Annotated in this window: 23 protein-coding genes; 15 read left to right on the top strand and 8 right to left on the bottom strand. The window is 57.7% G+C overall.

What is annotated here, in order from left to right; genetic code table 11:
• Nucleotides 1-296 precede the first annotated feature (296 nt).
• A complete protein-coding gene (locus tag TG4357_RS08545; protein WP_058262469.1) occupies nucleotides 297-1,229 on the bottom strand; it encodes a LysR family transcriptional regulator in 933 nt (310 codons plus the stop codon).
• A gap of 100 nt (nucleotides 1,230-1,329) precedes the next feature.
• Here TG4357_RS08545 and TG4357_RS08540 point away from each other — a divergent pair, with 100 nt between their 5' ends.
• The 8 genes from TG4357_RS08540 (at nucleotide 1,330) to TG4357_RS08500 (ending at nucleotide 9,386) form a co-directional block, all read left to right on the top strand.
• A complete protein-coding gene (locus TG4357_RS08540) occupies nucleotides 1,330-2,553 on the top strand; it encodes a urate hydroxylase PuuD (RefSeq protein WP_058262468.1) in 1,224 nt (407 codons plus the stop codon).
• 114 nt (nucleotides 2,554-2,667) lie between these two features.
• The gene (locus tag TG4357_RS08535; protein ID WP_058262467.1) at nucleotides 2,668-3,777 is read left to right on the top strand and encodes a THUMP domain-containing class I SAM-dependent RNA methyltransferase; all 1,110 of its coding nucleotides are present in this window, start codon (nucleotides 2,668-2,670) and stop codon (nucleotides 3,775-3,777) included.
• 58 nt (nucleotides 3,778-3,835) lie between these two features.
• Nucleotides 3,836-5,701 (top strand): DNA mismatch repair endonuclease MutL, encoded by a 1,866-nt coding sequence (gene mutL, locus TG4357_RS08530; protein WP_058262466.1) that lies wholly within the window; start codon nucleotides 3,836-3,838, stop codon nucleotides 5,699-5,701.
• Nucleotides 5,698-6,870 carry a DNA recombination protein RmuC gene (locus TG4357_RS08525; protein ID WP_058262465.1) on the top strand — a complete coding sequence of 391 codons (1,173 nt, stop codon included), beginning with the start codon at nucleotides 5,698-5,700 and terminating at the stop codon, nucleotides 6,868-6,870. Before mutL ends, TG4357_RS08525 begins: the two co-directional genes overlap by 4 nt.
• 77 nt (nucleotides 6,871-6,947) lie before the next feature.
• The gene (locus TG4357_RS08520; RefSeq protein ID WP_058262464.1) at nucleotides 6,948-7,274 is read left to right on the top strand and encodes a DUF3775 domain-containing protein; all 327 of its coding nucleotides are present in this window, start codon (nucleotides 6,948-6,950) and stop codon (nucleotides 7,272-7,274) included.
• Nucleotides 7,275-7,606: 332 nt separating this feature from the next.
• Nucleotides 7,607-7,906, top strand: coding sequence for a hypothetical protein (locus TG4357_RS08515; protein WP_058262463.1), 300 nt, complete (start codon nucleotides 7,607-7,609; stop codon nucleotides 7,904-7,906).
• Nucleotides 7,907-8,348: 442 nt separating this feature from the next.
• On the top strand, nucleotides 8,349-8,648 hold the full coding sequence (locus TG4357_RS08510) for a hypothetical protein (RefSeq protein ID WP_058262461.1): 300 nt from the start codon (nucleotides 8,349-8,351) through the stop codon (nucleotides 8,646-8,648).
• A gap of 438 nt (nucleotides 8,649-9,086) precedes the next feature.
• Nucleotides 9,087-9,386 carry a hypothetical protein gene (locus TG4357_RS08500; RefSeq protein ID WP_058262461.1) on the top strand — a complete coding sequence of 100 codons (300 nt, stop codon included), beginning with the start codon at nucleotides 9,087-9,089 and terminating at the stop codon, nucleotides 9,384-9,386.
• 80 nt (nucleotides 9,387-9,466) lie between these two features.
• Here the strand turns inward: TG4357_RS08500 and TG4357_RS08495 are convergent, their stop codons facing one another.
• From TG4357_RS08495 to TG4357_RS08465, 7 genes are all read right to left on the bottom strand, one after another.
• The gene (locus TG4357_RS08495; protein ID WP_058262460.1) at nucleotides 9,467-10,609 is read right to left on the bottom strand and encodes a saccharopine dehydrogenase family protein; all 1,143 of its coding nucleotides are present in this window, start codon (nucleotides 10,607-10,609) and stop codon (nucleotides 9,467-9,469) included.
• 22 nt (nucleotides 10,610-10,631) lie between these two features.
• Nucleotides 10,632-10,880 carry a SemiSWEET family sugar transporter gene (locus TG4357_RS08490; protein WP_058262459.1) on the bottom strand — a complete coding sequence of 83 codons (249 nt, stop codon included), beginning with the start codon at nucleotides 10,878-10,880 and terminating at the stop codon, nucleotides 10,632-10,634.
• 2 nt (nucleotides 10,881-10,882) lie between these two features.
• Nucleotides 10,883-11,932 (bottom strand): saccharopine dehydrogenase, encoded by a 1,050-nt coding sequence (locus TG4357_RS08485; protein ID WP_058262458.1) that lies wholly within the window; start codon nucleotides 11,930-11,932, stop codon nucleotides 10,883-10,885.
• 33 nt (nucleotides 11,933-11,965) lie between these two features.
• Complete coding sequence (locus TG4357_RS08480) at nucleotides 11,966-12,625, bottom strand: histidine phosphatase family protein (protein WP_058262457.1); 660 nt, start codon at nucleotides 12,623-12,625, stop codon at nucleotides 11,966-11,968.
• 87 nt (nucleotides 12,626-12,712) lie between these two features.
• Complete coding sequence (locus TG4357_RS08475; protein WP_058262456.1) at nucleotides 12,713-12,949, bottom strand: WGR domain-containing protein; 237 nt, start codon at nucleotides 12,947-12,949, stop codon at nucleotides 12,713-12,715.
• A gap of 64 nt (nucleotides 12,950-13,013) precedes the next feature.
• The gene (locus TG4357_RS08470; protein ID WP_058262455.1) at nucleotides 13,014-13,715 is read right to left on the bottom strand and encodes a response regulator transcription factor; all 702 of its coding nucleotides are present in this window, start codon (nucleotides 13,713-13,715) and stop codon (nucleotides 13,014-13,016) included.
• Nucleotides 13,712-15,634, bottom strand: a complete 1,923-nt coding sequence (locus TG4357_RS08465; RefSeq protein WP_058262454.1) for a hybrid sensor histidine kinase/response regulator — start codon at nucleotides 15,632-15,634, stop codon at nucleotides 13,712-13,714. Before TG4357_RS08465 ends, TG4357_RS08470 begins: the two co-directional genes overlap by 4 nt.
• A gap of 201 nt (nucleotides 15,635-15,835) precedes the next feature.
• Here TG4357_RS08465 and TG4357_RS08460 point away from each other — a divergent pair, with 201 nt between their 5' ends.
• From TG4357_RS08460 to TG4357_RS08430, 7 genes are all read left to right on the top strand, one after another.
• Nucleotides 15,836-17,809 carry an AMP-binding protein gene (locus TG4357_RS08460; protein ID WP_058262678.1) on the top strand — a complete coding sequence of 658 codons (1,974 nt, stop codon included), beginning with the start codon at nucleotides 15,836-15,838 and terminating at the stop codon, nucleotides 17,807-17,809.
• Nucleotides 17,806-18,621, top strand: a complete 816-nt coding sequence (locus TG4357_RS08455; protein WP_058262453.1) for an ABC transporter ATP-binding protein — start codon at nucleotides 17,806-17,808, stop codon at nucleotides 18,619-18,621. Before TG4357_RS08460 ends, TG4357_RS08455 begins: the two co-directional genes overlap by 4 nt.
• Nucleotides 18,622-18,661: 40 nt before the next feature.
• Nucleotides 18,662-19,663 (top strand): branched-chain amino acid ABC transporter permease, encoded by a 1,002-nt coding sequence (locus tag TG4357_RS08450; protein ID WP_058262452.1) that lies wholly within the window; start codon nucleotides 18,662-18,664, stop codon nucleotides 19,661-19,663.
• 3 nt (nucleotides 19,664-19,666) lie between these two features.
• The gene (locus TG4357_RS08445; RefSeq protein ID WP_058262451.1) at nucleotides 19,667-19,924 is read left to right on the top strand and encodes a hypothetical protein; all 258 of its coding nucleotides are present in this window, start codon (nucleotides 19,667-19,669) and stop codon (nucleotides 19,922-19,924) included.
• 22 nt (nucleotides 19,925-19,946) lie between these two features.
• The gene (locus TG4357_RS08440) at nucleotides 19,947-21,023 is read left to right on the top strand and encodes a branched-chain amino acid ABC transporter permease (protein WP_058262450.1); all 1,077 of its coding nucleotides are present in this window, start codon (nucleotides 19,947-19,949) and stop codon (nucleotides 21,021-21,023) included.
• A gap of 83 nt (nucleotides 21,024-21,106) precedes the next feature.
• The gene (locus tag TG4357_RS08435) at nucleotides 21,107-22,390 is read left to right on the top strand and encodes an ABC transporter substrate-binding protein (protein WP_058262449.1); all 1,284 of its coding nucleotides are present in this window, start codon (nucleotides 21,107-21,109) and stop codon (nucleotides 22,388-22,390) included.
• Nucleotides 22,391-22,466: 76 nt separating this feature from the next.
• A complete protein-coding gene (locus TG4357_RS08430) occupies nucleotides 22,467-23,291 on the top strand; it encodes an ABC transporter ATP-binding protein (RefSeq protein ID WP_058262677.1) in 825 nt (274 codons plus the stop codon).
• Nucleotides 23,292-23,332 lie beyond the last annotated feature (41 nt).

Genomic DNA, 23,332 nt, shown 5'->3' with positions numbered 1-23,332 from the left:
GGTCGCCCAAGCGGCGCACGCCGAGTTTCTGACCGGTAATTTTTCAATGAACATGCGGTTCGAAACCCCGCTTTTGCAACTTTTAAACAGAGCTAAATCGCTGTTTTAGGATATGCTGTAACAGGGGTAATTCCATAGCCGTACATACCAAAGAGACTTGTTTTGGCGGAAACGGCTATACCAAAGTATGTATGCAGGCCAAGCGTTTGCGTTTGCGGCGATTTCAATGCGCGAACGTCAACCAGGGCGTGTTCGAGGTGAGTCGAAACATAATATGTGCGCAGTCGAATACGGTATCAGCGCGGGGGGCCATAGCTCGCGTGGAGTTGCGCCAGTTTTTCCCGGCAGTTACGAACCATGAATTCTGCGAACAACTGGACCTTCGGGTCGCGCAACCGCCGGCTGGGCGACAGGCAGACAAGCTGTGTTGGTAGTGGCGGGGTGCGCTGAGCCACCGGAACCAGAGCGCCGGACGCAAGGTGATCGGCAACTTCGAAAATCGGTTTCAGGACGATCCCCGATCCGTTCAGCGCCCAACCGGTCAGCACATCGCCGTCATCGGATTCGAACGGGCCGGTGATTTCGAATTTGCGCGGACCTTTTTCGGTTTCCAACGTCCATTGGAATTCGCGGGCACCAGGAAAGCGCAGGTTCAGGCAATCGTGATTTTGCGCCAGCAGGTCGTCGCCGGTATCCGGCATCCCGCGCTGGGCAATGTAATCGGGTGCGGCGCAAAGGATGCGCGGGCAATCGGCCACGACGCGAATTTTCAATTCGCTGTCTTGCAGGGGGCCAAGATGGAAACACAGATCAAGCCCTTCTCCGGTCACGTCGATGATCCGGTCCGACAACCGCAGCCGGACATCGATATCGGGGTAAAGCGCTTTGAATTCCGGCACCATCGGGGCGATGAAGCGCCGCCCGACGCCAAGAGGAGCGGCGACGAACAGCGTACCGCGCGGCGATTGGGTGGCGACCATCACCTTGGATTCGGCGTCTTCGATCGCGTCGAGGACTTTGCTGGCCCCGTCATAGAACAGTTTGCCATGTTCGGTTGCGTGCAGGGCGCGGGTGGTGCGGTTGAACAATCGCACACCCAGATGCCGTTCCAGATCGGCAATCCGTGACGATGCGACCGCCGGCGATGTGCGCTGATCACGTGCAGCGGCGCTCATGCTGCCCAATTCATAGACACGCAGGAACATCCGGATATTATTTACATAGGCCATTTTCAGTGAGTTCTTGAAACTGTTCTTCCGATTTGAAGAATTAACAAACAAGTGCGGCGGGGGATACCCTGATTGCAAAACCGATCAGCAGGAGTTTTCGATGTATGATTTTGCCGCCATGGGCGAATGGATGGAATTCGCGGTGCGATGGCTGCACGTGATCACTGGGATCGCCTGGATCGGGTCGTCGTTCTATTTCATTGCGTTGGATCTGGGATTGCACCGCGACCGCAACCTTGCCACCGGGGCCGATGGGGAAGAATGGCAGGTCCATGGCGGCGGGTTTTACCACATTCAGAAATATCTGGTGGCACCAGACAACATGCCCGACGGGTTGGTTTGGTTCAAATGGGAAAGCTATTCGACATGGTTGTCGGGCTTCGCTTTGCTGGCGGTGGTTTACTACATGGGGGCCGAGTTCTATCTGGTCGATCCGGCGGTGATGGAATTGGCCAATTGGCAGGCGATCTTGATTTCAATGGCGTCGCTGGGGTTTGGCTGGATCGTCTATAACGCGCTGTGCAAGCAGTTCGTGAATGCCAATCAGACCGCGCTGATGGTGGCGCTGTTTGTGGTGTTGGTGGGCATGGCTTATTTCTATACGTCGGTGTTTTCGGGCCGCGCTGCGATGCTGCATCTGGGGGCGTTTACCGCCACGATCATGAGCGCGAACGTGTTTTTCATCATCATTCCCAATCAGAAAATCGTGGTGGCCGACCTGATCGCCGGACGCAAGCCGGATGCGCAATACGGCAAGATCGCCAAGCAGCGGTCGACCCATAACAATTACCTGACCTTGCCGGTCATTTTCCTGATGCTGTCGAACCACTATCCGTTGGCTTTTGCCACCGAATATAACTGGATCATCGCCAGTCTTGTGTTCCTGATGGGGGTGACGATCCGGCATTATTTCAATTCGCTGCATGCGCGCAAAGGCAATCCGACCTGGACCTGGTTGGCCACTGCGCTGCTGTTCGTGCTGATCATGTGGCTGTCCACCGCACCGATGTTCAGGACCGAGGCACAAGAAGAAGCGCATGGCGCCGCCTTGCGCTTTGCCCAAGCCGAAGGGTTTGACGAAGTTGCGGATATCGTCATGGGCCGCTGTTCCATGTGCCATGCCGCCGAACCGGGTTGGGAAGGGTTGCATTGGGCCCCCAAAGGGGTGCGGTTGGAAACCCCGCATCAGATCGCATCGCAAGCGCGCGGGATCTATATTCAGGCCGGTCTGAGCCATGCGATGCCGTTGGCGAACCTGTCCTATATCGAACCCGAAGAACGGGCCAAGATCGTGGCTTGGTACAAGGCCGCGATGGACGGCTGACAGCGGTTTGATCGTTGCACAGACCGCGACCGCAGGGACGCCGTGAGCCTGTGTTTCTTTGTGCTGTGATAAATTCCTATCGCGCCCCGATCCAAACCCCGCTAATCAGGCGCAATGGATGCAGAATTTGAAATTTTCCTCGCCACCCCGCCGGGGTTGGAACCCTATCTGGCCGACGAAGCCCGTGAAAAGGGCTTTTCCGGGGTCAATGCGGTGCCCGGTGGTGTTACCCTAACCGGAGGCTGGCCCGAGGTTTGGCGCGCCAATCTGGAATTGCGCGGGGCGTCGCGGGTGTTGGCGCGGATTGGGTCGTTTCGCGCCTTTCATCTGGCGCAGCTGGACAAGCGGGCGCGGAAATTCCCTTGGGGCGATATCTTGCATCCGGGGCAGTCGGTGCGGGTCGAGGTGTCGACCAACAAGAAATCGAAAATCTACCATGCCGGGGCCGCCAAGCAGCGGCTGGAAACAGCGCTGAAAGAAGAACTGGGCGCGGTCATTTCAGACGAAGCCGAGGTGCAGATCAAGGCCCGGATCGACGACAATCTGGTGATTCTCAGCGTCGATACATCCGGCGAAAGCCTGCATAAGCGTGGGCTGAAGGCCGCCGTGGGCAAGGCGCCGATGCGCGAAAATATGGCCGCGTTGCTGCTGCGGGCCTGCGGCTATGTCGGGTCTGAGCCGGTGCTTGATCCGATGTGCGGTTCGGGCACCTTCCCGATTGAGGCGGCAGAGATCACGCTGGGATTGTTGCCGGGGCGGGCACGGTCGTTTGCGTTTGAAAAACTGGCCGGGTTCGACGCCGCGCAATGGCAGAAAATGCGCGCCGCATCAAAGACGCGAGCCATCGATTTGCAGTTCTACGGATCGGATCGCAATGCCGGGGTGATCGACATGGCGCGCAGCAATGCGGACCGCGCCGGGGTTGCCGATTGCATCACGTTCACCCATGCCGCGATCAGCGATCTGGAGCGCCCCGACGGTCAGCCGGGGCTGATCATGGTGAACCCGCCCTACGGGGCGCGGATTGGCAACAAAAAAGACCTTTTCGCGCTTTACGGATCGCTGGGGCAGGTTCTGAAACAGCGGTTTTCCGGCTGGCGTGTCGGGATCGTGACCAGCGAACCGGGGCTGGCCAAGGCCACCGCCCTGCCGTTCGATCCGCCCGGACCACCGATTGCTCATGGCGGGTTGAAGGTGACGTTGTACAAGACCGGGCCGCTGTAAGCCTGTTGCGAATATCAACAATGGGCGAATCGCGGCTCTTTATGCTAGGTCTTGTTATATGGTTCAGGCATCCCCCAATATAAGCGAAAATCAGCCCGTCATCCGGCAACTAGACGAAGGCGCGATCAACCGTATCGCCGCCGGTGAAGTGGTCGAACGACCGGCATCGGCGGTCAAGGAATTGATCGAAAACGCCATCGATGCGGGCGCAAGGCGGATCGAAGTGGCGATTGCCGATGGTGGCAAGACGTTGATCCGGGTCACCGATGACGGCTGCGGTATTGCCGCCGATCAGTTGGCGTTGGCCCTGTCGCGCCATGCGACGTCGAAAATCGACGGGTCCGACCTGTTGGACATCCACAGTTTCGGGTTTCGGGGCGAAGCACTGCCATCCTTGGGGGCGGTGGGACGGTTGCGCATCACCAGTCGGGTAGACGGTTCCGAAGCGGCGCAGATCACGGTGACGGGCGGGCAGATGGGGGCGGTCAAACCGGCCGCATTGAACCGGGGCACCGTGGTTGAATTACGCGATCTGTTTTATGCCACCCCCGCGCGGTTGAAATTCCTGCGCACCGACCGGGCCGAAACCCAGGCGATCAATGATGTGGTGAAACGGCTGGCGATGGCCGAGCCGTTCATCGGTTTCACCCTGCGCGATGTGTCGGGCGGTGGCGAAGGCCGGGTCACGTTTCGCGCCGATGCCGAAAGCGGCGATCTGTTTGACGCGCTGCATGGTCGGCTGGCGCGGGTACTGGGATCTGAATTTGCTGAAAACGCGCTGAAGATCGACGCCGAACGCGATGATTTCATGCTGACCGGCTATGCCGCATTGCCGACCTATTCGCGCGGGTCGGCGGTGGCGCAATTCCTGTTCGTCAATGGCCGTCCGGTAAAGGACAAGTTGCTGATCGGGGCATTGCGCGGGGCCTATTTCGATTTCCTCAGCCGCGATCGGCACCCGGCGGCGGCGCTGTTTGTCGAATGCGATCCGCACCGGGTCGATGTCAACGTGCACCCGGCGAAATCCGAAGTGCGGTTCCGCGATCCGGGAATGGTGCGTGGGTTGATCGTGTCGGCTTTGCGCCATGCCTTGGCCGAAGCGGGGCATCGTGCATCGACCACCGTTGCCGGGGCGACCTTGGGCGCGTTTCGGCCCGAACCGATGGCGCAAGGCCCGGCGCGGGTTTATCAGATGGACCGGCCCTCACAGCAGGCGATTGCGCAAAGTTACCGGGCACAGGCCCCCGATCCGGGCTTTGCCGAGTTCGGCCAAAGTTATAGTGCGCGGGTGGAAGATGTAGTTGAGGCCGATGCGCACGGGCCGGACGAGACGCGGGCCGAGGCGCTGCCCTTGGGGGCTGCGCGGGCGCAGGTGCATGAAAATTACATCATCGCCCAGACTGAAACCGGCATGGTGATCGTTGATCAGCACGCGGCGCATGAACGATTGGTTTATGAAAAGCTGAAACACCAGATGGCCGAAAACGGGGTCGCGGCGCAGGCCCTGCTGATCCCTGAAATCGTCGAACTGTCCGAGGGCGATTGCGCCCGGATTCTGGAAATTGAGGCGGATCTGCAAAAATTGGGATTGGGGATTGAACCTTTTGGCGGCGGGGCCATCGCGGTACGCGAAACCCCGGCCATCCTGGGCGAAGTCAACGCTCGCGCCATGGTGTTGGATATTCTGGATGAACTGGCCGATCTGGGCGACAGTCAGACGGTGCAAGCCCGGATCGAAGCGATCCTGAGCCGGGTCGCCTGTCACGGGTCGATCCGATCGGGACGCCGGATGCGGGCGGAAGAAATGAACGCGCTGCTGCGCGAAATGGAAGCAACGCCGCATTCGGGCCAGTGCAATCACGGGCGCCCCACCTATGTGGAACTGAAACTGAGCGATATCGAACGGTTGTTTGGACGGACATGATCGAAATTGGCGGCCAACAATATGTTTGGGGTGATCCGCTGGTGATCGCGGCTTTGGTCGTGGCGGGAATTGTTTCGCTGGTGATGATCCTGCTGATCATGGCGGTCCGGGCCTCGGGCCGGTCGGCGCGTCTGGCGGAACCCTTGGCGATGCAGATCGGTCAGATGGGCCAGCGGGTGCAGGCGCTGTCGGATGGGCAGCAGCAACTGGCGGGCGGGCTGACCCATGTGGCCGAGGCGCAATCGGCGGCGCAGACCAATATGCTGCGACTGATGGAACAGCGGCTGGCGCAGGTACAGCACCAGATGACCGAAAACCTGCAAGGCAGTTCCAGGCGCACAGCGCATAGTCTGGGCGAATTGCAACAGCGGTTGCAGGTGATCGACAAGGCGCAGGAAAACATCACCAAGCTGTCGGGCGATGTACTGAGCCTGCAGGACATTTTGTCGAACAAGCAGACCCGGGGCGCATTCGGGGAAATCCAGCTGCGCGATATCGTTGGCAAGGCGCTGCCGAGCGACAGTTTCACTTGGCAGGCGACGCTGTCGAACGGTCGGCGGGCGGATTGCCTGATCCACTTGCCAAACCCGCCCGGCCCGATCGTGATCGACAGCAAATTTCCGCTGGAAGCCTATGAGGCACTGCGCCGGGCCGAAACGCAGGATCAATTGAACCGCGCGGCGCAATTCCTGCGCCAGAGCGTGCGCACCCATATCCGGGCGATTTCCGAAAAATATCAGATCGAAGGTGAAACCGCCGATGGGGCGTTGATGTTCCTGCCGTCCGAAGCGGTCTATGCCGAGCTGCACGCGAATTTTCCCGAATTGGTGCGCGAAGGGTTCGACAAACGGGTCTGGATCGTGTCACCAACCACCTGCATGGCGACGCTGAACACGATGCGGGCGATCCTGAAGGATGCGCGGATGCGCGAACAAGCCGGTGCGATCCGCCGCGAACTGGCGCTGCTGTTTGCTGACGTGGAACGGTTAGGGACGCGGGTGGAAAACCTTGATCGGCATTTCGGACAGGCAGCCAAGGACATTGCCGAGATCAAGATCAGTTCCGATAAGGCGGGCCGCCGCGCAAGGCGGTTGGACAATTTCGATTTCGAGGAACTGGCCCCGGAACCCGATGCCCAGGTGGTTCCGTTGGAAACGCCGAAAACCTAACTTAATCCAGATCAAGGACGCGGCGTGGTGCCGGTTTCATGGTATCATCCAAACACGCGCGAATAGGAGATTGAGATATGCTTGAAATCAGCATCAGAAAAGTTGCCAATGTGATCCTCATGGCGCGGGAACTGAACCGCGCCGAAGGCGAATTGCGTGCCTTCCTTGACCGGCTGAACGAAGAAGAACAGGCCGATCTGGTCACGTTGATGTGGATCGGGCGCGGCAGCTTTGAAGCGGAAGAATGGGCCGATGCCCGTGCAACCGCATTGACCGAGGCCACAACCCCGACCGCCGATTACCTGATCGGTACGCCGCATTTGTCCGATCATCTGGAAAACGGGCTGGAAGCTTTGGGTTTGTCAGCGGCGGATGAAGAAGACGACCTGATCCGGGGCGGTTGATCCGGTCATCCGGGACACAGATCGGGCCCTGCTGGGAAAGCGGGGCCCTTTTTGTTTGCTGCACCATGTGATCTTGGCGGAGGGGTGTGATCCGGTTCTATGATTTGCCGTGAATGCCCCGCTATTGCGCCCCTTTATTCATGCTTAAGCGACTGATTTTATTCTCTTTATGCGATCACGGGGAAGTGTCGTGCATTTTTGCGCGGGTGGGGTCAATTTTTCACACATATTTCAAGGACTTGAGTTCATTGAAGCGCGGGGTTGGAGGGGCCATCTGTTGCTCAGGTCGCAACGAGCGACACGGAATAAACGAACCCTTGAAAGGAAAAGACATGAAACTCTTCATCACCGCCGCTGCCATCGCCCTGACCGCTTCATCGGTTGCATATGCCGACCAAGGCTATGCCAATGACACGGTTTCGACCCGCAACGTTGTTGCCGCCACCTATCAGGACAACCGTGATCGCGGCCAGTTCCCGACCGATACCCTGTCGGTGACCGTTGGGCAGAAATCGGTGGTCGATGCGGTTGGGTATCAGACCGAGCGGGACCTTGGCCTGTATCAGGACGAAGCGGTGAACGTGTATACGTTCAGCGGCCAGCCTGCGGATACCTATCCCAGCCTGCGCTGATCGCGACGGCCCCACTCACAAAATGTAAAAACAACGCCCGCCTTTTGGCGGGCGTTGTCGTTTGCGGGGCATCGATTGTGAGCGAAGAAGATGATTTGGGTGGGGGCTTGTGCAACGCCCCGACACCCGATCTGGATCGCACCGTAAAGGTGGGGCCATTTTGGGGCGTAGTCCCGAGAGAGGCGTCGAAAACGGTTGGAATCCATCCGTACAGTCCGCCGCGATTGATCCCTGATTTTTTGTCCGGTATATGGGTCTAACTAGCTGATTTTATATGATTTATAAGGTCACGGAGATGTGTGTGCATTTTCGCGCGGGCGGGGGCAATTTCCACACATATTCCAAGGGCTAAATGTCATTGAAGCGCGGGGTTGGAGGGGCCATCTGTTGCTCAGGTCGCAACGAGCGACACGGAATAAACGAACCCTTGAAAGGAAAAAACATGAAACTCTTCATCACCGCCGCCGCCATCGCCCTGACCGCTTCTTCGGTTGTATATGCCGACCAAGGCTATGCCAATGACACGGTTTCGACCCGCAACGTTGTTGCCGCAACCTATCAAGACAACCGTGATCGCGGCCAGTTCCCGACCGATACCCTGTCGGTGACCGTTGGGCAGAAATCGGTGGTCGATGCGGTTGACTATCAGACCGAGCGGGACCTTGGCCTGTATCAGGACGAAGCGGTGAACGTGTATACGTTCAGCGGCCAGCCTGCGGATACATATCCCAGCCTGCGCTGATCACCTCAGCCACCACTCACAGCATGTAAAACAACGCCCGCCTTTTGGCGGGCGTTGCCGTTTTCGGGGCATCGATTCTGATCGAAGAAGACGACTTGGGGGGCTTCTGCCTGCCTCGACACCTGATTTGGGCCGCACCGTAAAGGTGGGGCCCTTTTAGGTTGTCGTCCTGTGAAGTCCTTCGAAAATCTTTGGGATCTATCCGAACCATCCGCCGCGATTTTCCTCTGCTTCCTTGTCCGGTATTGGCGGGTAATCTATTGAATTTATGTGACTTATAAGGTCACGGAGATGTGTGTGCATTTTCGCGCGGGCGGGGGCAATTCCCACACATATTCCAAGGGCTAAATGTCATTGAAGCGCGGGGTTGGAGGGGCCATCTGTTGCTCAGGTCGCAACGAGCGACACGGAATAAACGAACCCTTGAAAGGAAAAAACATGAAACTCTTCATCACCGCCGCCGCCATCGCCCTGACCGCTTCTTCGGTTGTATATGCCGACCAAGGCTATGCCAATGACACGGTTTCGACCCGCAACGTTGTTGCCGCAACCTATCAAGACAACCGTGATCGCGGCCAGTTCCCGACCGATACCCTGTCGGTGACCGTTGGGCAGAAATCGGTGGTCGATGCGGTTGACTATCAGACCGAGCGGGACCTTGGCCTGTATCAGGACGAAGCGGTGAACGTGTATACGTTCAGCGGCCAGCCTGCGGATACTTATCCCAGCCTGCGCTGATCACCTCAGCCACCACTCACAGCATGTAAAACAACGCCCGCCTTTTGGCGGGCGTTGTCGTTTCAGAACGTCTATTTTGTTCAGGCGAGGTGATCGACGATTTCCATATGCTGAACCAAACCCTTGATCTGTCCCAGCCAGTCCTGCACCAGAGGCTCATCTGATGGGGCGGCAGATACGCCCGGCGTGATCTTGCCCTTTAGCACCGATTCAATGGCCAGCGATACCGGCACCGACACCAGCCGCGCCATCGCGTTGCCGCGGGCGTCGCCCCAAGCATCCATTGTGTAGGTTTTATGCCAGACTTCTGTGCCATCCTTCACGGCGCTGAGTGCGACGCAGAGCACGACACGGTCCGGTTCACCTTCATCATAGGCGTTTTCGGCCCAGAATTGATCGGACATTTCTTTCAGCCGGTCATCGCCTGCGGGGCCATCCAGCGTTTCGATTTCGCGGAATACCTCCGACCAGGCTTCGGTCCAGCCGTTGAGCCGCAGCGTGCCGCGCACGAATTGGCGCACCGGCCAAGCCGGATTAAAACCGTATTGCGCCATGAACGGCAGGGAATCGCGGTTGGGATAAACTTCGAACGCTTCTTGCGTGGGCAGCGGCGCGGTGTAGCTGCTGATCGCGTCCCAAGGACGGTTCACGTCGAACGGTTCGAAATCACGGATCGACCGGGACGGCGAGCGCAGCGCCTTCAGCACGCCAAGCGGCGACCAGCTGAATTTATAGCGGAACGGGTTTTCGTGCTTGGGCACGCCGCCGCAATAGGAAATGAACGACAGTTCGTTGGCCGGATCGAACACGACCGACGCCTTGTAATCGGCCATCAAGGCATGCGCCATCAGGTGGTCGATGCCCGGGTCGAGACCGACTTCGTTAACCAGGCACAGGCCCTTTTCTTTGGCTTCGTCGTTCAGCGCCCGCATTTCCGGCGCGATATAGGAGGACGACACGAAATGCGCGTCCTTTTGCAGGCACAGCTTGGCCAGCGGCACATGATGATCTGCGGGCAGCATGGACACAACCACATCGCCTTTGGCGACAGCTCCAGCCAGCGCGCTCATATCGAAGGCGCGAATGTCGTCGGTCAGATCGCCGACGGCTTCCTTTGCCTTGTCCACCGTCCGGTTCCAGACGGTGACTTTCTGGCCCGCTTCGATCAGTCGCCGCAGGCCGGGAATTGCCGACAGGCCGGTTCCGCACCAGTGAATGGTCATGAATCGTTCCCCTTATTTGTCTTTATTTGTATTTCAGTTTCGCCGCGACGATGCTCAACACGATCAGCGTCGCGCAGCCATTGGCGATGATCAACGGCCAGTCGGTTACCAGCAAACCATAGACCAACCAGAGTGTCACGGTCAGCAGGAACAGAAAATTCGCGGCCAGCGACAGGCCGGAAGTGTCGCGGGTGGCCCAGGCTTTCCACGTTTGCGGGATCCAGCAGATCGTGCCGAGAAACCCGGCGAGGTAACCGATATAGAGTTCCATGTTCAGTCCATGTGAGTGTCGAAGGTGGCCTTGGCCCGGCCCCAGACGCCGCTGTCCAGATCGGTCAGCGTCAGCAGCGATGGCAACAGCTGTGCGGCATAATCTTGCGAACTTTCCACCGGCAGCATTGAGGGCAGATTGTCGATCGCCATCACGTCCATCACCGGGTCGGTAGCGACACGCAGCGCCGGTTCGGCCCAGGTGGTGGCACGGTCATAGATCGGGACCGGGTTGTAATCGCTGTCAGGATCACAGGCGACATCGCCAATTGCGGTCAGCCTGCGCGGTTGATCAAGCGCGTCGCGCGGCACGAAAACCGGGGTGCCGGGGCGAGCGAAGATACAGTTGAGAAAAATGTCGTGATCCAGGATTTGCGGGAACGGGCCACCATTGGCGGTTTCCGCGATATCCCATTTTGTGACAGCAGCCCCCATCGCTTCGCACAGATCCGACGCACCGCTGCCGACCCGCCCAAGCGCGCCGATCACAATGGCGCGGGGGCGGTTTGGGCCAATCGCGTCGAGTTCAGCCAGCAATTCGGTATTCAGCGCGTCCTGACTGGGATAAACACCCACCGGACCGCAGATTTCGCCGCGCTGCTGTGCCGCCCAGGTTTTCAGCGTCACCGCCGCACCGGCATAGCCGGCCCAGTATCCAAAGGCCGCGACCCGGCGACCCTCCTCATCGACCAGATATTCCAGATCGTACAGGGTCCCGCCACCGGCCTTGAAGCGTTGCAGCAGCGCCTTGCCGGAATGTTGCCCCTTGAAGGCGTGGCCGAACATGATGTGGCGATGCGGCAGCTGGGTGCCGTCTTCGGGCAGTTCCTTCAGGCCGAAGATGATTGCGTCGCGCGGCGCGTCGGGCCATGAATTTTCGGCCGCGATTTCGGCGCCTGCGTCGCGGTATCCGCCGATCGGGATGGCGCGCGCATGGCTTTCTTCAACGGTGACGCGGATACCGGCCTTGATTAGGGCGGCGGCGCCTTGCGGGGTCAGGCCGACCCGGTCTTCGTTCAGGCGCTGTTCGGCGCGGACCCAGAGATGTGTCATGTCGTATCGATTTCCATTCACGTGCATATGGCGTCAAAGGTGGGTTTGGGCATATTGCCGATCTGGATGATCCAGATGCGGCACGGCATTGAATTGGGTCAAGGCCAGGTCATCGCCGATCCGGTGCAGACGATGGACCGAGGTGTTCATGATTGCAATGCTACTGCGGGCAAAGGCGGGGATGTCCAGTCCCAGCACGTGGCGCATCACCATGCCGATCAGCCCGCCAGAAGTCACCACCAAGGCGGGGCCATGGCCCTGACTGATTTCAGCGATTATCGAACCGACCCGGTTTTCGAAATCTTGAAAGCTTTCTGGCGCCTGGGCAATATCCCCGCTTTGCCATTTGCCCAGCAACATCGGCATATAGGGCACGAATTCTTCACGCGAGGCGGGCAGGGGGATGTCCTGCTGTTCGCGCAACAGGTTGGCGAGAGTAAAGAATTCCATTTCGTTCAACCGGTTGTCCTGCACGATTTCGGCATGGGTTTGTGCCTGCATGGCACGGGCGGTTTCGATATGGCGGGTCAGGGTGCCGCAAAGCACGCGTTCGAAATGTTCCCCGGTCCCACGGATGTGATCCCCCAGCCACGCTGCCTGCTGGGAGCCCAGATCGCTGAGCCTGTCATAGCTGATTTCATCTTGCGCCGTGGTATTGGCCTGACCGTGGCGGATAAGGGTAATGGTGGACATATGCTTTGCCTTTCGGGTTCGGCAAAGGCCTAGGCAAAGCTGCGACGGGGTGCAATGGGGCCGCAGCGAAAAATGCCGGAAAACGGGTCAGGCGGCGGCGCGGCAATAGCCCCGTTTCAACGCCGCATTGCGCAGCCGGTCGGCCTGTTCCGAAGCTTGGCGCAGATTGCCGAACATGTCGATCCGGCATTGGCCCTTGCCACCGCTGACGCCCCATTCGCGCAGCACCGAAACCTCTTCAAAGAGGTTCATTTCGATTTCGACCCGGTAATAACGCGGGAGGAAAGATCGCAAAGAGGGACGGTATAGCAGGCAGCAGGTCATGGCGTGAATCTAAGCGGGTGATTCGCCGGGATCAAGCCCGTTCGATTCGCGGCGCAAAGATCGCTCAGCTCCAGCTGACATCACCTAGGAAAATATAACCGGCCCCATAGATCGTTTTGATCAGTCGCGGGTTTTTCGGGTCTTCGCGCAGTTTGGTGCGCAGCCGCGAAATCCGTACATCCATCGCCCGGTCAAAACTTTCCCCGGCTGCCCCGCCCAGCGTTTCCTGCATCACCGCACGGGAAATCAGCCGTTTGGGACGTTCGAGGAACAGCCGAAGAACTTCGCCTTCGGCGTGGGAAAACGGGGTTTCTTCGCCCGCTTCGTTTTCCAGAATGTAACTGTCGAAATGGGCGGTCCAACCGTTGAAACGGGCGGTATTGCCCGATTGCGGTTGTGACTGACCGCGCCGCAGCCGGGCGCGGATGCGGGCCACGACTTCGGCCGGATCGAAGGGTTTGATGATGTAATCATCCGCCCCCAGTTCCAACCCGGTGACCCGGTCCTGTACCTGTGCCCGTCCGGAAATGATGATAACCGTCGCGCCCTGTTCCAGCGCCAGCCGGTGCACCAGCGTCAGTCCGTCCTTGTCTGGCAAGGACAGATCGACAAGACAGACATCGGGCGTTGCGGTTTTCAGCGCCGCTTCGAATTCGGTGGCGCGGCCAAAGCTCATGGTGCGGAACCCCGCTTCGGTCAGCGCGTCGGCCAACATCGAGCGGATGGCAGGTTCGTCATCGAGGATGGTGACAAGGGGCGCGGTCATTCGGGGGCGCTTTCATGGTGCAAAAAAGAAGTCAGTTGGGACTGGGTAAAGGGTTTACGCAGCAATGGCACCCGCGTCGAGGCCGTTTGGTACAGCGGGTGTTCGGGTGGCAGCGAGGTCATCAACGATAAAGGTTGGTGACCGTCGCGCAACGCATCAAGCAGATCGAGCCCGGTTTTTTCACCTGCAAGGGTGATGTCGGACAGGATGCGATTGATTTCCGGCAATTCTTCCAGCAGCGCCAGCGCTTCGTCGGCGCTTTCGGCTTCGATCACGGTATTGCCCATCGATGTCAGCATCGCGCGCACGGTTTCGCGCAGGTCGGGGCTGTCTTCGACCAGAAGCACCAATCCGGGTTCCAGCGGTGGCGGGGCAGGTTGCAACGGCAGGCGGATGACGACCCGGCCGCCGGTTTCGGTGTTGCTGATACGAAGCCGCCCACCTGCCAGTTTGGTCATGTCATATACCATCGACAGGCCAAGCCCCGATCCTTCGCCGCCTTTGGTGGTGAAAAACGGTTCCAGCGCGTGTTCCAGCGCGCTGTCGGAAAACCCCGGCCCGTTGTCATCAAGGATAAATTCGGCCCACAGGTTCTGCACCGGGGCGACGGTCAGGCTGATCTGGCCAGCGGCACCACAAGCGTCGCGGGCGTTCAGGATCAGGTTGAGTAATGAATCCTGCAACATGCCAGTATCCAGCATCAGCATATTTTCGCGTAGCAGGTTGCTGATATGCAGGGTGAAATTGTCTGGCAGCGCCGGGTTGGTCAGGATTTGCAGGTCGTGCAGCATCAGGCTGACATCGGCGGGGGCCGGGTTCCATTCCCGCGCACCGGTAATGTCGGCGATCCGGTTCAGCAGCGCGCCGCCGCGATGCGCCGCCGAAAGCGTGGCTTCGATCTGGCGCTTGGCCGGTTCTGGTAAGTCCATCCGTTGCAACCGCGATTGGCTGCCAAGGATGATGGTCAACAAGTTGGAAAAATCATGCGCCATACCGCTGGTCAGCTGCGCCGCCATTTCCCGGCGCCGGGTCTGTTGCAACGCAGTGCGCGCCTGGGTTTCGCGGGTGATATCCATCGACAGGATATAGATCCCTGCGTCTTCACCGTCTGCGTCCTGTGCCGGTGTGAAGGCGGCGCGAATGCGTCGGGAACTTTCTTCGTCGAAGAATTCGAAGACCGAAGCGGTTCCGGCGTAGGCGACTTCGAGATGCGGCAGGATCGCTGTGTAGATATCCTTGCCCAGAGCGTCCTTGATATGCAGGCCGAGAATGTCTGATGGTCGTCCGGGCATGATCGAAGACAGCTTGCGGTTCGAAAATGTATAGCGTCTATCCATTCCCAGATGCGCAATATGGGCCGGCATCATTTCAGTGGTCTGGCGGGTACGCGCTTCGGTTTCGGTCAGTTGCCTTTTGGCTTCTTCCAGCGCGGTGATGGTCGCAGCGAGCTTGCGGTTGGAGGTGGCCAACTGTTCGGCATAGGTCAGCACCTTGTCTGACAATTCCTCGGACCGGGTGCGCAGCAATTCTTCTTGCTGCTTGGTGGGGGTGATGTCGGTGTAAACGGTGATCCATCCGCCCTGTGGCAGCGGCGACCCTTCGACCGAAATCCAACGGCCATTGGCGCGTTTACGTTCCATGTAATGTGGGGTGAAGGTCTTGGCCTGATCGACGCGGGCCTGAACGGCTTCGTCGATATCATCGACTTCCCCGTATTCGCCGCGCTCAGTGATATAGCGAATCGTGTCTTTGAAATCCGCACCAGGTTCGACCAAATGTCCCGACAGGCCGAACATTTCCCTGAAGGGACGGTTACACACCACCAGTTTGAGATCACGATCATAGATCGACAAACCTTGCTCGATCAGGTTGAGCCCGGCCATGGTCATTGCCGCAATATCCTGAGGTATATGGGGCATTCTTGCTCCTCCTGCATTATGGCTAACATTCAGGGGCGGCGGCGGAAAGCGCCTGAATCGCGGTTGTTACAATTCGTTAGATTTGGGAAATGATCAGGAAAAAGTTGACGGTGAAATTTAATTTCGCTCCCTTTGGCAGAGGGAGAATCGCGGCAGGGAGAGCCGCAGGTCCGGTTTGACGGGCAATTGGGAGGAACAGAATTGGCACAGTCGTCACAGACGGCGGGGGGACTTAAGTCCATCCCGGCGTTGTTGCACCGTAACGCCACCGAATTTGGCGACAGACCCGCCTATCGGGAAAAGGAATTCGGGATCTGGCAGAGCTGGACCTGGAAACAGGCAGAGAAAGAGATAACGAATCTCGCCCTGGGTCTGATCAATCTTGGCGTCAACGAAGGCGATTTTATCGCGATTATCGGGCGCAACCGGCCATATATGTATTGGTCGATGGTTGCCGCCGAATCCGTTGGCGCGGTGCCGGTCCCGATCTATCAGGACAGTGCCGCCGAAGAGATGGTTTACGTTCTGGATCATTGCGGCGCACGTTTCGTGATCGCAGAGGACCAAGAACAGGTCGATAAGGTCATCGAGATTCAGGATCGCCTGCATCAGTTCGAGCATATGATCTATCTCGATCCGCGCGGGATGCGGAAATACGATCATTCTCGCCTGCATGAATTCAGCCATATTCAGGAACAAGGCCACGCCGCGCGTGAAGAATTCCTGCCGGAGCTGAAGCGTCGAAGCGACAAGCTGGACTACGACAGCACTTGTGTGATGCTGTACACGTCGGGCACCACGGGCAAGCCCAAGGGGGTGGTCCTGTCGAACCGCAACGTGATCGAAAGCGCCAAGAATTCCAGCGAATTCGATCATCTGCGTCTGGATGAGGAAATCCTGGCCTATCTGCCGATGGCATGGGTCGGGGATTTCATTTTTTCGGTCGGTCAGGCTTATTGGTGCGGTTTTTGCGTCAATTGCCCGGAAAGTGAAGAAACCCTTCAGGCCGATCTGCGTGAAATCGGGCCGACCTATTATTTCGCCCCGCCACGGGTGTTCGAGATCGAACTGACCAGCGTGATGATCCGGATGGAAGATGCGTCGCCACTGAAGCGGCGTATGTTCCATTACTTCATGGATCACGCCAAGAAAGTGGGTGGCGATATTCTGGACGGCAAACCGGTCGGTTTCGGGGATCGTTTCAAATACTGGCTGGGCGATCTGTTCGTCTATGGCCCGCTGAAGAATACGTTGGGCTTTTCCCGTGTGCGGGTCGGCTATACTGCCGGTGAAGCGATCGGGCCGGAAATCTTTGATTTCTACCGGTCTTTGGGCATCAACCTGAAACAGCTTTACGGTCAGACCGAAGCGACGGTGTTCATCACCGCCCAGCCTGATGGTGAAGTGCGGTCGGATACGGTTGGGGTTCCATCGCCCGGCGTCGAAATCAAGATCGGCGAAAGCGGTGAAGTGTATTACCGCAGTCCCGGGGTGTTCGAATATTACTACAAGAACCCTGAAAGCACCGCATCAACCAAAGACACCGAAGGTTGGGTCGCCACCGGCGATGCCGGGTTCATCGAACCCGATACCGGGCATCTGCGGATCATCGATCGGGCCAAGGATGTCGGCAAGATGGCCGATGGTAGTCTGTTTGCGCCCAAATACGTTGAAAACAAGCTGAAATTCTATCCCAACATCCTTGAAGCAGTGGTGTTCGGGAATGGCCGTGATCAATGTATGGCGTTCGTCAATATCGACCTGAACGCGGTCGGAAACTGGGCCGAGCGTAACAATATTTCCTATTCCTCTTATCAGGAACTGGCCGGTCATCCAGAGGTTCTGAACGCGATAAAATTGCATGTGGAAGAGGTCAACAAATCCGTGGCGGTGGATGAAATGCTGTCGGGGTGTCAGGTTCATCGGTTCCTGGTTCTGCACAAGGAACTGGATGCGGATGACGGTGAACTGACCCGGACCCGCAAGGTGCGCCGCCGGATTATCGAGGAAAAGTTCAACGATCTGATCGATGCTCTGTACAGCGGTAAGGATGAAATCTTCACCAAGACCGAAGTGACCTATGAAGACGGCCGCAAAGGGTCGATCAGCGCAACGCTGAAGCTGATCGATGCCGAGGTAGTACCGGTGACAACGCGAAAGGTGGCGGCAGAATGAGCAACGAAGAAGGATACGTCACCGCAGATGGCCGCAAGATTGGCGGCACTCTGATGGAGATGAAGAACATCACGCTGCGGTTTGGCGGGGTGAAGGCGATCACCGATATCAGTTTCGACATCAAGGAAGGCGAAATTCGGGCAATCATCGGCCCGAACGGGGCCGGCAAGTCGTCGATGCTGAACGTAATTTCGGGGTTCTATGTGCCGCAAGAGGGCGAAGTTTGGTTCAAGGGCGCGAAACGCCCGCAAATGAGACCCTATCAGGTGGCGCAACAGGGCATCGCCCGGACATTCCAGAACATCGCTTTGTTCGAAGGCATGTCGGTTCTCGACAACGTGATGACCGGACGGCTGAACTATATGAAGTCCAACATTCTGCATCAGGCCATGTGGAAGGGCAAAGCCGAGAAGGAAGAGGTCGAAAACCGCGAAGCGGTGGAAAAGATCATCGACTTTCTGGAAATCCAGTCGATCCGCAAAACCCCGGTGGCGCGGTTGCCTTACGGTTTGAAAAAGCGGGTCGAACTGGCCCGGGCGTTGGCCGCCGAACCGATGTTGCTGCTGTTGGATGAACCGATGGCGGGCATGAACGTCGAGGAAAAAGAGGACATGAGCCGCTTTATTCTGGACGTGAACGACGAATTCGGCACCACGATTGCCCTGATCGAACACGATATGGGCGTGGTGATGGATCTGTCGGACCGGGTGGTGGTGATGGATTACGGTAAGAAGATCGGGGACGGAACCCCCGACGAAGTGCGCAGCAATCAGGACGTGATCGACGCCTATCTGGGGGTGTCTCATGATTGATTTTGCGCACGAAATTCAACAGGTTAAGGGGGCGTAACGAATGCCTACGCAACTTCTATTCGGGACCGAGGTGTTATTGAACGGCCTTATGGCTGGCGTTCTTTATGCCCTTGTCGCGCTCGGCTTTGTTTTGATCTACAAAGCGTCGGGGATCTTCAACTATGCCCAAGGTGTGATGGCGCTGTTCGCCGCGCTGACTTTGGTGGGTTTCATGGACGGGCAAGTACCCTTCAGCCATCTGATCAACGCGGTTCTGGGCACGGACATTCACCATTTCGGGTGGCATATCAACGGATTTGTGTCGATCATCCTGACCATGGGCATGATGATCGTTCTGGCTTACTGCGTGCAGAGGTTCGTGTTCCGACACCTGATCGGCCAAGAGCCGATCATCCTGTTCATGGCCACGATCGGGCTGGCTTATTTCATGGAAGGTTTCGGCGACCTCATGTGGGGGTCGGATATCAAGAAACTGGATGTTGGTCTGCCGCAAGGGGGCAGTTTCTGGATTGAGGAAAATACCCAATGGCTGGGCTTTGGGAATGAAAATTTCTTTGGCTTCTTCATCGACAAGCTGGACATCGTCGCAACGGTGATCGCGGCTATTCTGGTGATCGTGCTGGTGTTGTTCAGTCAGTACACCAAGCAGGGCCGGGCAATGCGCGCGGTGGCAGATGATCACCAAGCGGCCCTGTCCGTTGGCGTCAGCCTGAATTTCATTTGGGTGATGGTGTGGTCGGTTGCCGGGTTCGTGGCGCTGGTCGCGGGCATCATGTGGGGTGCGAAATCGGGTGTGCAGTTTTCGCTATCGCTGATCGCGCTCAAGGCACTGCCGGTACTGATGCTGGGCGGGTTCACTTCGATCCCCGGTGCGATCGTCGGTGGGCTGATCATCGGGGTCGGTGAAAAGCTGTTCGAATTCACCGTTGGTCCGCTGGTTGGCGGCGCGACCGAAAACTGGTTCGCCTATGTTCTGGCGCTGCTGTTCTTGGTGTTCCGTCCGCAAGGTCTGTTCGGTGAAAAGATCATCGAGAGGGTCTGAGGCATGCAGAAACTCATCGCTTTGATCAACGTGATCGCTTGGGCCGGGTTTTGGTCCTTTGGCTATCTCGCCCTGACGTCTGACGGATTTAGCGATCGGCAACTGGTCATCTCTGCCATCCTAGCCTGTCTTGGCTTTGGTGTGGGGGTGATCGCCTATCTGAAACTGGCGCGCGGCGCCGAGGCCAGCGGCTATGCTGCCAAGACCTCGCTGATTGATCCGGCAGCGCGTGAACGCGCGCAGGCCGAGCATCCGCTGTAAGCGGCAGAAAGGAAAATAACAGATGTTCTATCGTGAAGCGGGCGAATTCAAAACGTCCTATGTCGATGACAACCAGACTTTCCCGATCCGGTTCGACCGGTACCGGTACTATTTCGTCCTATTCGCTGCCTTCTTGGTTATTCCGTTTGCGGTTAACGATTACTGGGTCAACGCGGTGTTCATGCCGTTCCTGATCTATTCGATTGCCGCGATCGGGCTGAATATCCTGGTCGGATATTGTGGGCAGGTTTCGCTGGGCACTGGTGGTTTCATGGCTGTGGGCGCCTATGCCTGCTACAAGCTGATGACCGCGATGCCGGAAGTGAATATTTTCTTCCATGTTCTGATGGCCGGCGGGATCACCGCAATGGTTGGTATGGCCTTTGGCTTGCCATCTTTGCGGATCAAGGGGTTCTATTTGGCCGTGGCAACGCTGGCGGCGCAGTTTTTCCTAGTCTGGCTGTTCAACAAAGTGCCGTGGTTCTACAACTATTCGGCTTCGGGACAGATCAGTGCGCCGGAACGTACCGTTTTCGGTATTGCCGTGACCGGGGCCAATACCAGCGCCTGGGCTTCTTACATGTTCTGTCTGGTTTTCGTGTTTATCTGCGGCATTCTGGCGCGAAACCTGACACGGGGCACCCAGGGGCGGAAGTGGATGGCGATCCGCGATATGGATATCGCGGCTGAAATCATCGGGGTTGACCCGCTGAAGTCCAAGCTGAGCGCCTTTGCTGTCAGTTCGTTCTTCATCGGCGTTTCGGGAGCCTTGTTTTTCTCGGTCTATCTCGGCGCGGTTGAAGTGGGCGAAGCCTTTGGCATCACCAAATCGTTCCTCGTGCTGTTCATGGTCATCATCGGTGGTCTGGGATCGATCTTTGGGTCCTTCGCAGGGGCGGCGTTTCTTGTTCTGTTGCCAGTGCTGTTGAAAAACGTTCTGGTTGGCATGCTGGGCTGGCCGACCGATCTGGCCGCGCATCTGGAATTCATGATTGTGGGGGCGATGATCATCATTTTCTTGATCGCGGAACCCCATGGGTTGGCGCAATTGTGGCGCGTCGCCAAAGAAAAACTACGGCTTTGGCCCTTCCCGCACTAGGGACGGGCCCTGCCATAAGTCCGGGGGTCGGAGGAGCCCCGGTACAAAACCATCGGATATGACCAAAGGGAGGAACTTTACCGATGAAATTGAAACTGATCTCTGCAGCGATTGCTGCGCTTGTGGCGGCATCGCCGGCCATGGCTGACCTGACATTTTCGTCTCTCAGCTACCGGACGGGCCCCTATGCAGCAAACGGCATTCCGTTTGCTGACGGCTATGCCGATTATTTCACCCTGCTGAACGAACGCGATGGCGGTATCGGCGGCGAACAGGTCAACCTGGTGGAATGCGAAACCGGCTATAACACCGAAAAAGGTGTCGAATGCTTTGAATCGACCAAAGGGACAGGCGCGTTGGTTTATCAGCCGCTGTCGACTGGTATTACCTATCAGTTGATCCCCAAAGCGACCGCGGACAATATCCCAATGCACACGATGGGATATGGCCGGACTTCGGCCAAGAACGGTAAGGTATTCAGCCACATCTTCAACTATCCTGCCAACTACTGGGATGGTGCATCGGTTGCGATCAAGCACCTGCTGGACATCAACGACGGTGACATCAGCGGCAAGAAGGTCGCTTTGGTCTATCACAATTCGGCCTATGGCAAGGAACCGATCCGTACTTTGGAAGAGCTTTCCAAGAAGCACGGTTACGACCTGACTTTGCTGCCCGTTGACCATCCTGGTCAGGAACAGAAGTCGCAGTGGCTGCAGATTCGCCGCGAACGTCCCGATTACGTGATCATGTACGGCTGGGGCGTGATGAATCAGGTTGCCATTCAGGAAGCTGTCAACATCCGCTTCCCGATGGAAAACTTCATCGGCATCTGGTGGTCGGGTTCGGAAAACGACGTGAAACCTGCCGGCGAAGCTGCAAATGGCTACAAGTCCCTGACCTTCCACAACGTGGGGTCTGATTATCCGGTGTATGAGGATATTCAGGAATTCGTGGTCGATGAAGGCAAGGCCGCTGGCGCGGGCGACCAGATCGGTACTGTTCTGTACAACCGTGGCCTCTATGCCGCGATGTTGGCAGCCGAAGCGGCCAAAACCGCTCAGCAGATCCATGGCACTTCGGCAATCACCCCTGCGATGATGCGCGACGGTATGGAAAAGCTGGAAATGACCGAAGGCAAGATGACCGCTCTGGGCATGCCCAACTTCGGCCCGTCCTTCAACGTGAGCTGTGAAAATCATGGTGGCGACGGCTATGCCGCCGTTCTTCAGTGGGATGCGAAAGCCGGTGAATGGAACATGATCACCGACTATATGCAGGCCGATCAGGACGTTCTGACGCCGCTGATCGACGATGATTCCGAATCCTACGCCAAGGAAAACAACCTCACGCCGGGTTGTAACTAAATCTTTCATGGTTCCGGCCGCGCGCAGCGTGCGCGGCCGGAATTCCCATAAACCGAAAACCAGAAAGTTAATGCAGATGCTGGATGCAGGACCCGCTGACGAGACCCTTCTGGAGGTCAGCAATATCGAGGTGATCTACAACCACGTTATCCTGGTGCTGAAGGGCGTGTCGCTGAAAGTGCCCAAGGGCGGGATTACCGCGCTTCTGGGCGGGAACGGAGCAGGCAAGACCACGACGCTCAAGGCGATTTCGAACCTGCTGCACTCGGAGCGTGGCGAAGTTACCAAGGGCAGTATCACCTATCGCGGCGAACGCGTGCAGGACTTGGCCCCGGCCGATCTGGTCCAAAAGGGCGTGATCCAGGTGATGGAAGGGCGCCATTGCTTTGAGCACCTGACCGTCGAAGAAAACCTGATGACCGGTGCCTATACGCGCAAGGATGGCAAAGGTGCAATCGATGCCGATCTTGAGATGGTCTATAATTATTTTCCGCGCCTGAGAGAGCGCCGCCGCAGTCAGGCGGGTTATACTTCGGGTGGCGAACAACAGATGGTGGCAATTGGCCGTGCGATCATGAGCCGACCGGAAACGATCCTGCTGGATGAACCTTCTATGGGGCTGGCACCGCAGTTGGTCGAAGAAATTTTCAATATCGTCAAGAATCTCAATGAAAAGGAAGGCGCGACCTTCCTGTTGGCCGAACAGAACACCAACGTGGCGCTGCGCTTTGCCCATTACGGTTATATTCTGGAATCCGGCCGTGTGGTGATGGATGGCCCAGCCGCTGACCTTCGAGAAAATCCGGATGTGAAGGAATTCTACCTCGGCATGTCTGAAGAAGGCCGCAAGAGTTTCCGCGATGTGCGGTCGTATCGCCGCCGCAAGCGTTGGTTGAGCTGAGAAAGTTTTCGTCGGGCCCCGGGGCCCGTCCCCATTTACTG

Origin of the sequence: Thalassovita gelatinovora (genome assembly GCF_001458355.1) — a bacterium.
Classification (GTDB): Bacteria; Pseudomonadota; Alphaproteobacteria; order Rhodobacterales; family Rhodobacteraceae; genus Thalassobius; species Thalassobius gelatinovorus.
The sequence above is the reverse complement of the archived record's forward strand: the minus strand, read 5'-3'. Positions and strand labels throughout refer to the sequence as shown.

What these genes read in the sequence shown, in the direction of transcription:
- TG4357_RS08520 (WP_058262464.1), top strand. Translation starts at nt 6,948, where the DNA reads ATGCTTGAAATCAGCATCAGAAAAGTTGCCAATGTGATCCTCATGGCG.
- TG4357_RS08450 (WP_058262452.1), top strand. Translation starts at nt 18,662, where the DNA reads ATGCCTACGCAACTTCTATTCGGGACCGAGGTGTTATTGAACGGCCTT.
- TG4357_RS08515 (WP_058262463.1), top strand. Translation starts at nt 7,607, where the DNA reads ATGAAACTCTTCATCACCGCCGCTGCCATCGCCCTGACCGCTTCATCG.
- TG4357_RS08435 (WP_058262449.1), top strand. Translation starts at nt 21,107, where the DNA reads ATGAAATTGAAACTGATCTCTGCAGCGATTGCTGCGCTTGTGGCGGCA.
- TG4357_RS08535 (WP_058262467.1), top strand. Translation starts at nt 2,668, where the DNA reads ATGGATGCAGAATTTGAAATTTTCCTCGCCACCCCGCCGGGGTTGGAA.
- TG4357_RS08455 (WP_058262453.1), top strand. Translation starts at nt 17,806, where the DNA reads ATGAGCAACGAAGAAGGATACGTCACCGCAGATGGCCGCAAGATTGGC.
- TG4357_RS08495 (WP_058262460.1), bottom strand. Translation starts at nt 10,609, where the DNA reads ATGACCATTCACTGGTGCGGAACCGGCCTGTCGGCAATTCCCGGCCTG.
- mutL (WP_058262466.1), top strand. Translation starts at nt 3,836, where the DNA reads ATGGTTCAGGCATCCCCCAATATAAGCGAAAATCAGCCCGTCATCCGG.
- TG4357_RS08510 (WP_058262461.1), top strand. Translation starts at nt 8,349, where the DNA reads ATGAAACTCTTCATCACCGCCGCCGCCATCGCCCTGACCGCTTCTTCG.
- TG4357_RS08485 (WP_058262458.1), bottom strand. Translation starts at nt 11,932, where the DNA reads ATGACACATCTCTGGGTCCGCGCCGAACAGCGCCTGAACGAAGACCGG.
- TG4357_RS08465 (WP_058262454.1), bottom strand. Translation starts at nt 15,634, where the DNA reads ATGCCCCATATACCTCAGGATATTGCGGCAATGACCATGGCCGGGCTC.
- TG4357_RS08480 (WP_058262457.1), bottom strand. Translation starts at nt 12,625, where the DNA reads ATGTCCACCATTACCCTTATCCGCCACGGTCAGGCCAATACCACGGCG.
- TG4357_RS08490 (WP_058262459.1), bottom strand. Translation starts at nt 10,880, where the DNA reads ATGGAACTCTATATCGGTTACCTCGCCGGGTTTCTCGGCACGATCTGC.
- TG4357_RS08540 (WP_058262468.1), top strand. Translation starts at nt 1,330, where the DNA reads ATGTATGATTTTGCCGCCATGGGCGAATGGATGGAATTCGCGGTGCGA.
- TG4357_RS08430 (WP_058262677.1), top strand. Translation starts at nt 22,467, where the DNA reads ATGCTGGATGCAGGACCCGCTGACGAGACCCTTCTGGAGGTCAGCAAT.
- TG4357_RS08525 (WP_058262465.1), top strand. Translation starts at nt 5,698, where the DNA reads ATGATCGAAATTGGCGGCCAACAATATGTTTGGGGTGATCCGCTGGTG.
- TG4357_RS08500 (WP_058262461.1), top strand. Translation starts at nt 9,087, where the DNA reads ATGAAACTCTTCATCACCGCCGCCGCCATCGCCCTGACCGCTTCTTCG.
- TG4357_RS08545 (WP_058262469.1), bottom strand. Translation starts at nt 1,229, where the DNA reads ATGGCCTATGTAAATAATATCCGGATGTTCCTGCGTGTCTATGAATTG.
- TG4357_RS08470 (WP_058262455.1), bottom strand. Translation starts at nt 13,715, where the DNA reads ATGACCGCGCCCCTTGTCACCATCCTCGATGACGAACCTGCCATCCGC.
- TG4357_RS08440 (WP_058262450.1), top strand. Translation starts at nt 19,947, where the DNA reads ATGTTCTATCGTGAAGCGGGCGAATTCAAAACGTCCTATGTCGATGAC.
- TG4357_RS08445 (WP_058262451.1), top strand. Translation starts at nt 19,667, where the DNA reads ATGCAGAAACTCATCGCTTTGATCAACGTGATCGCTTGGGCCGGGTTT.
- TG4357_RS08475 (WP_058262456.1), bottom strand. Translation starts at nt 12,949, where the DNA reads ATGACCTGCTGCCTGCTATACCGTCCCTCTTTGCGATCTTTCCTCCCG.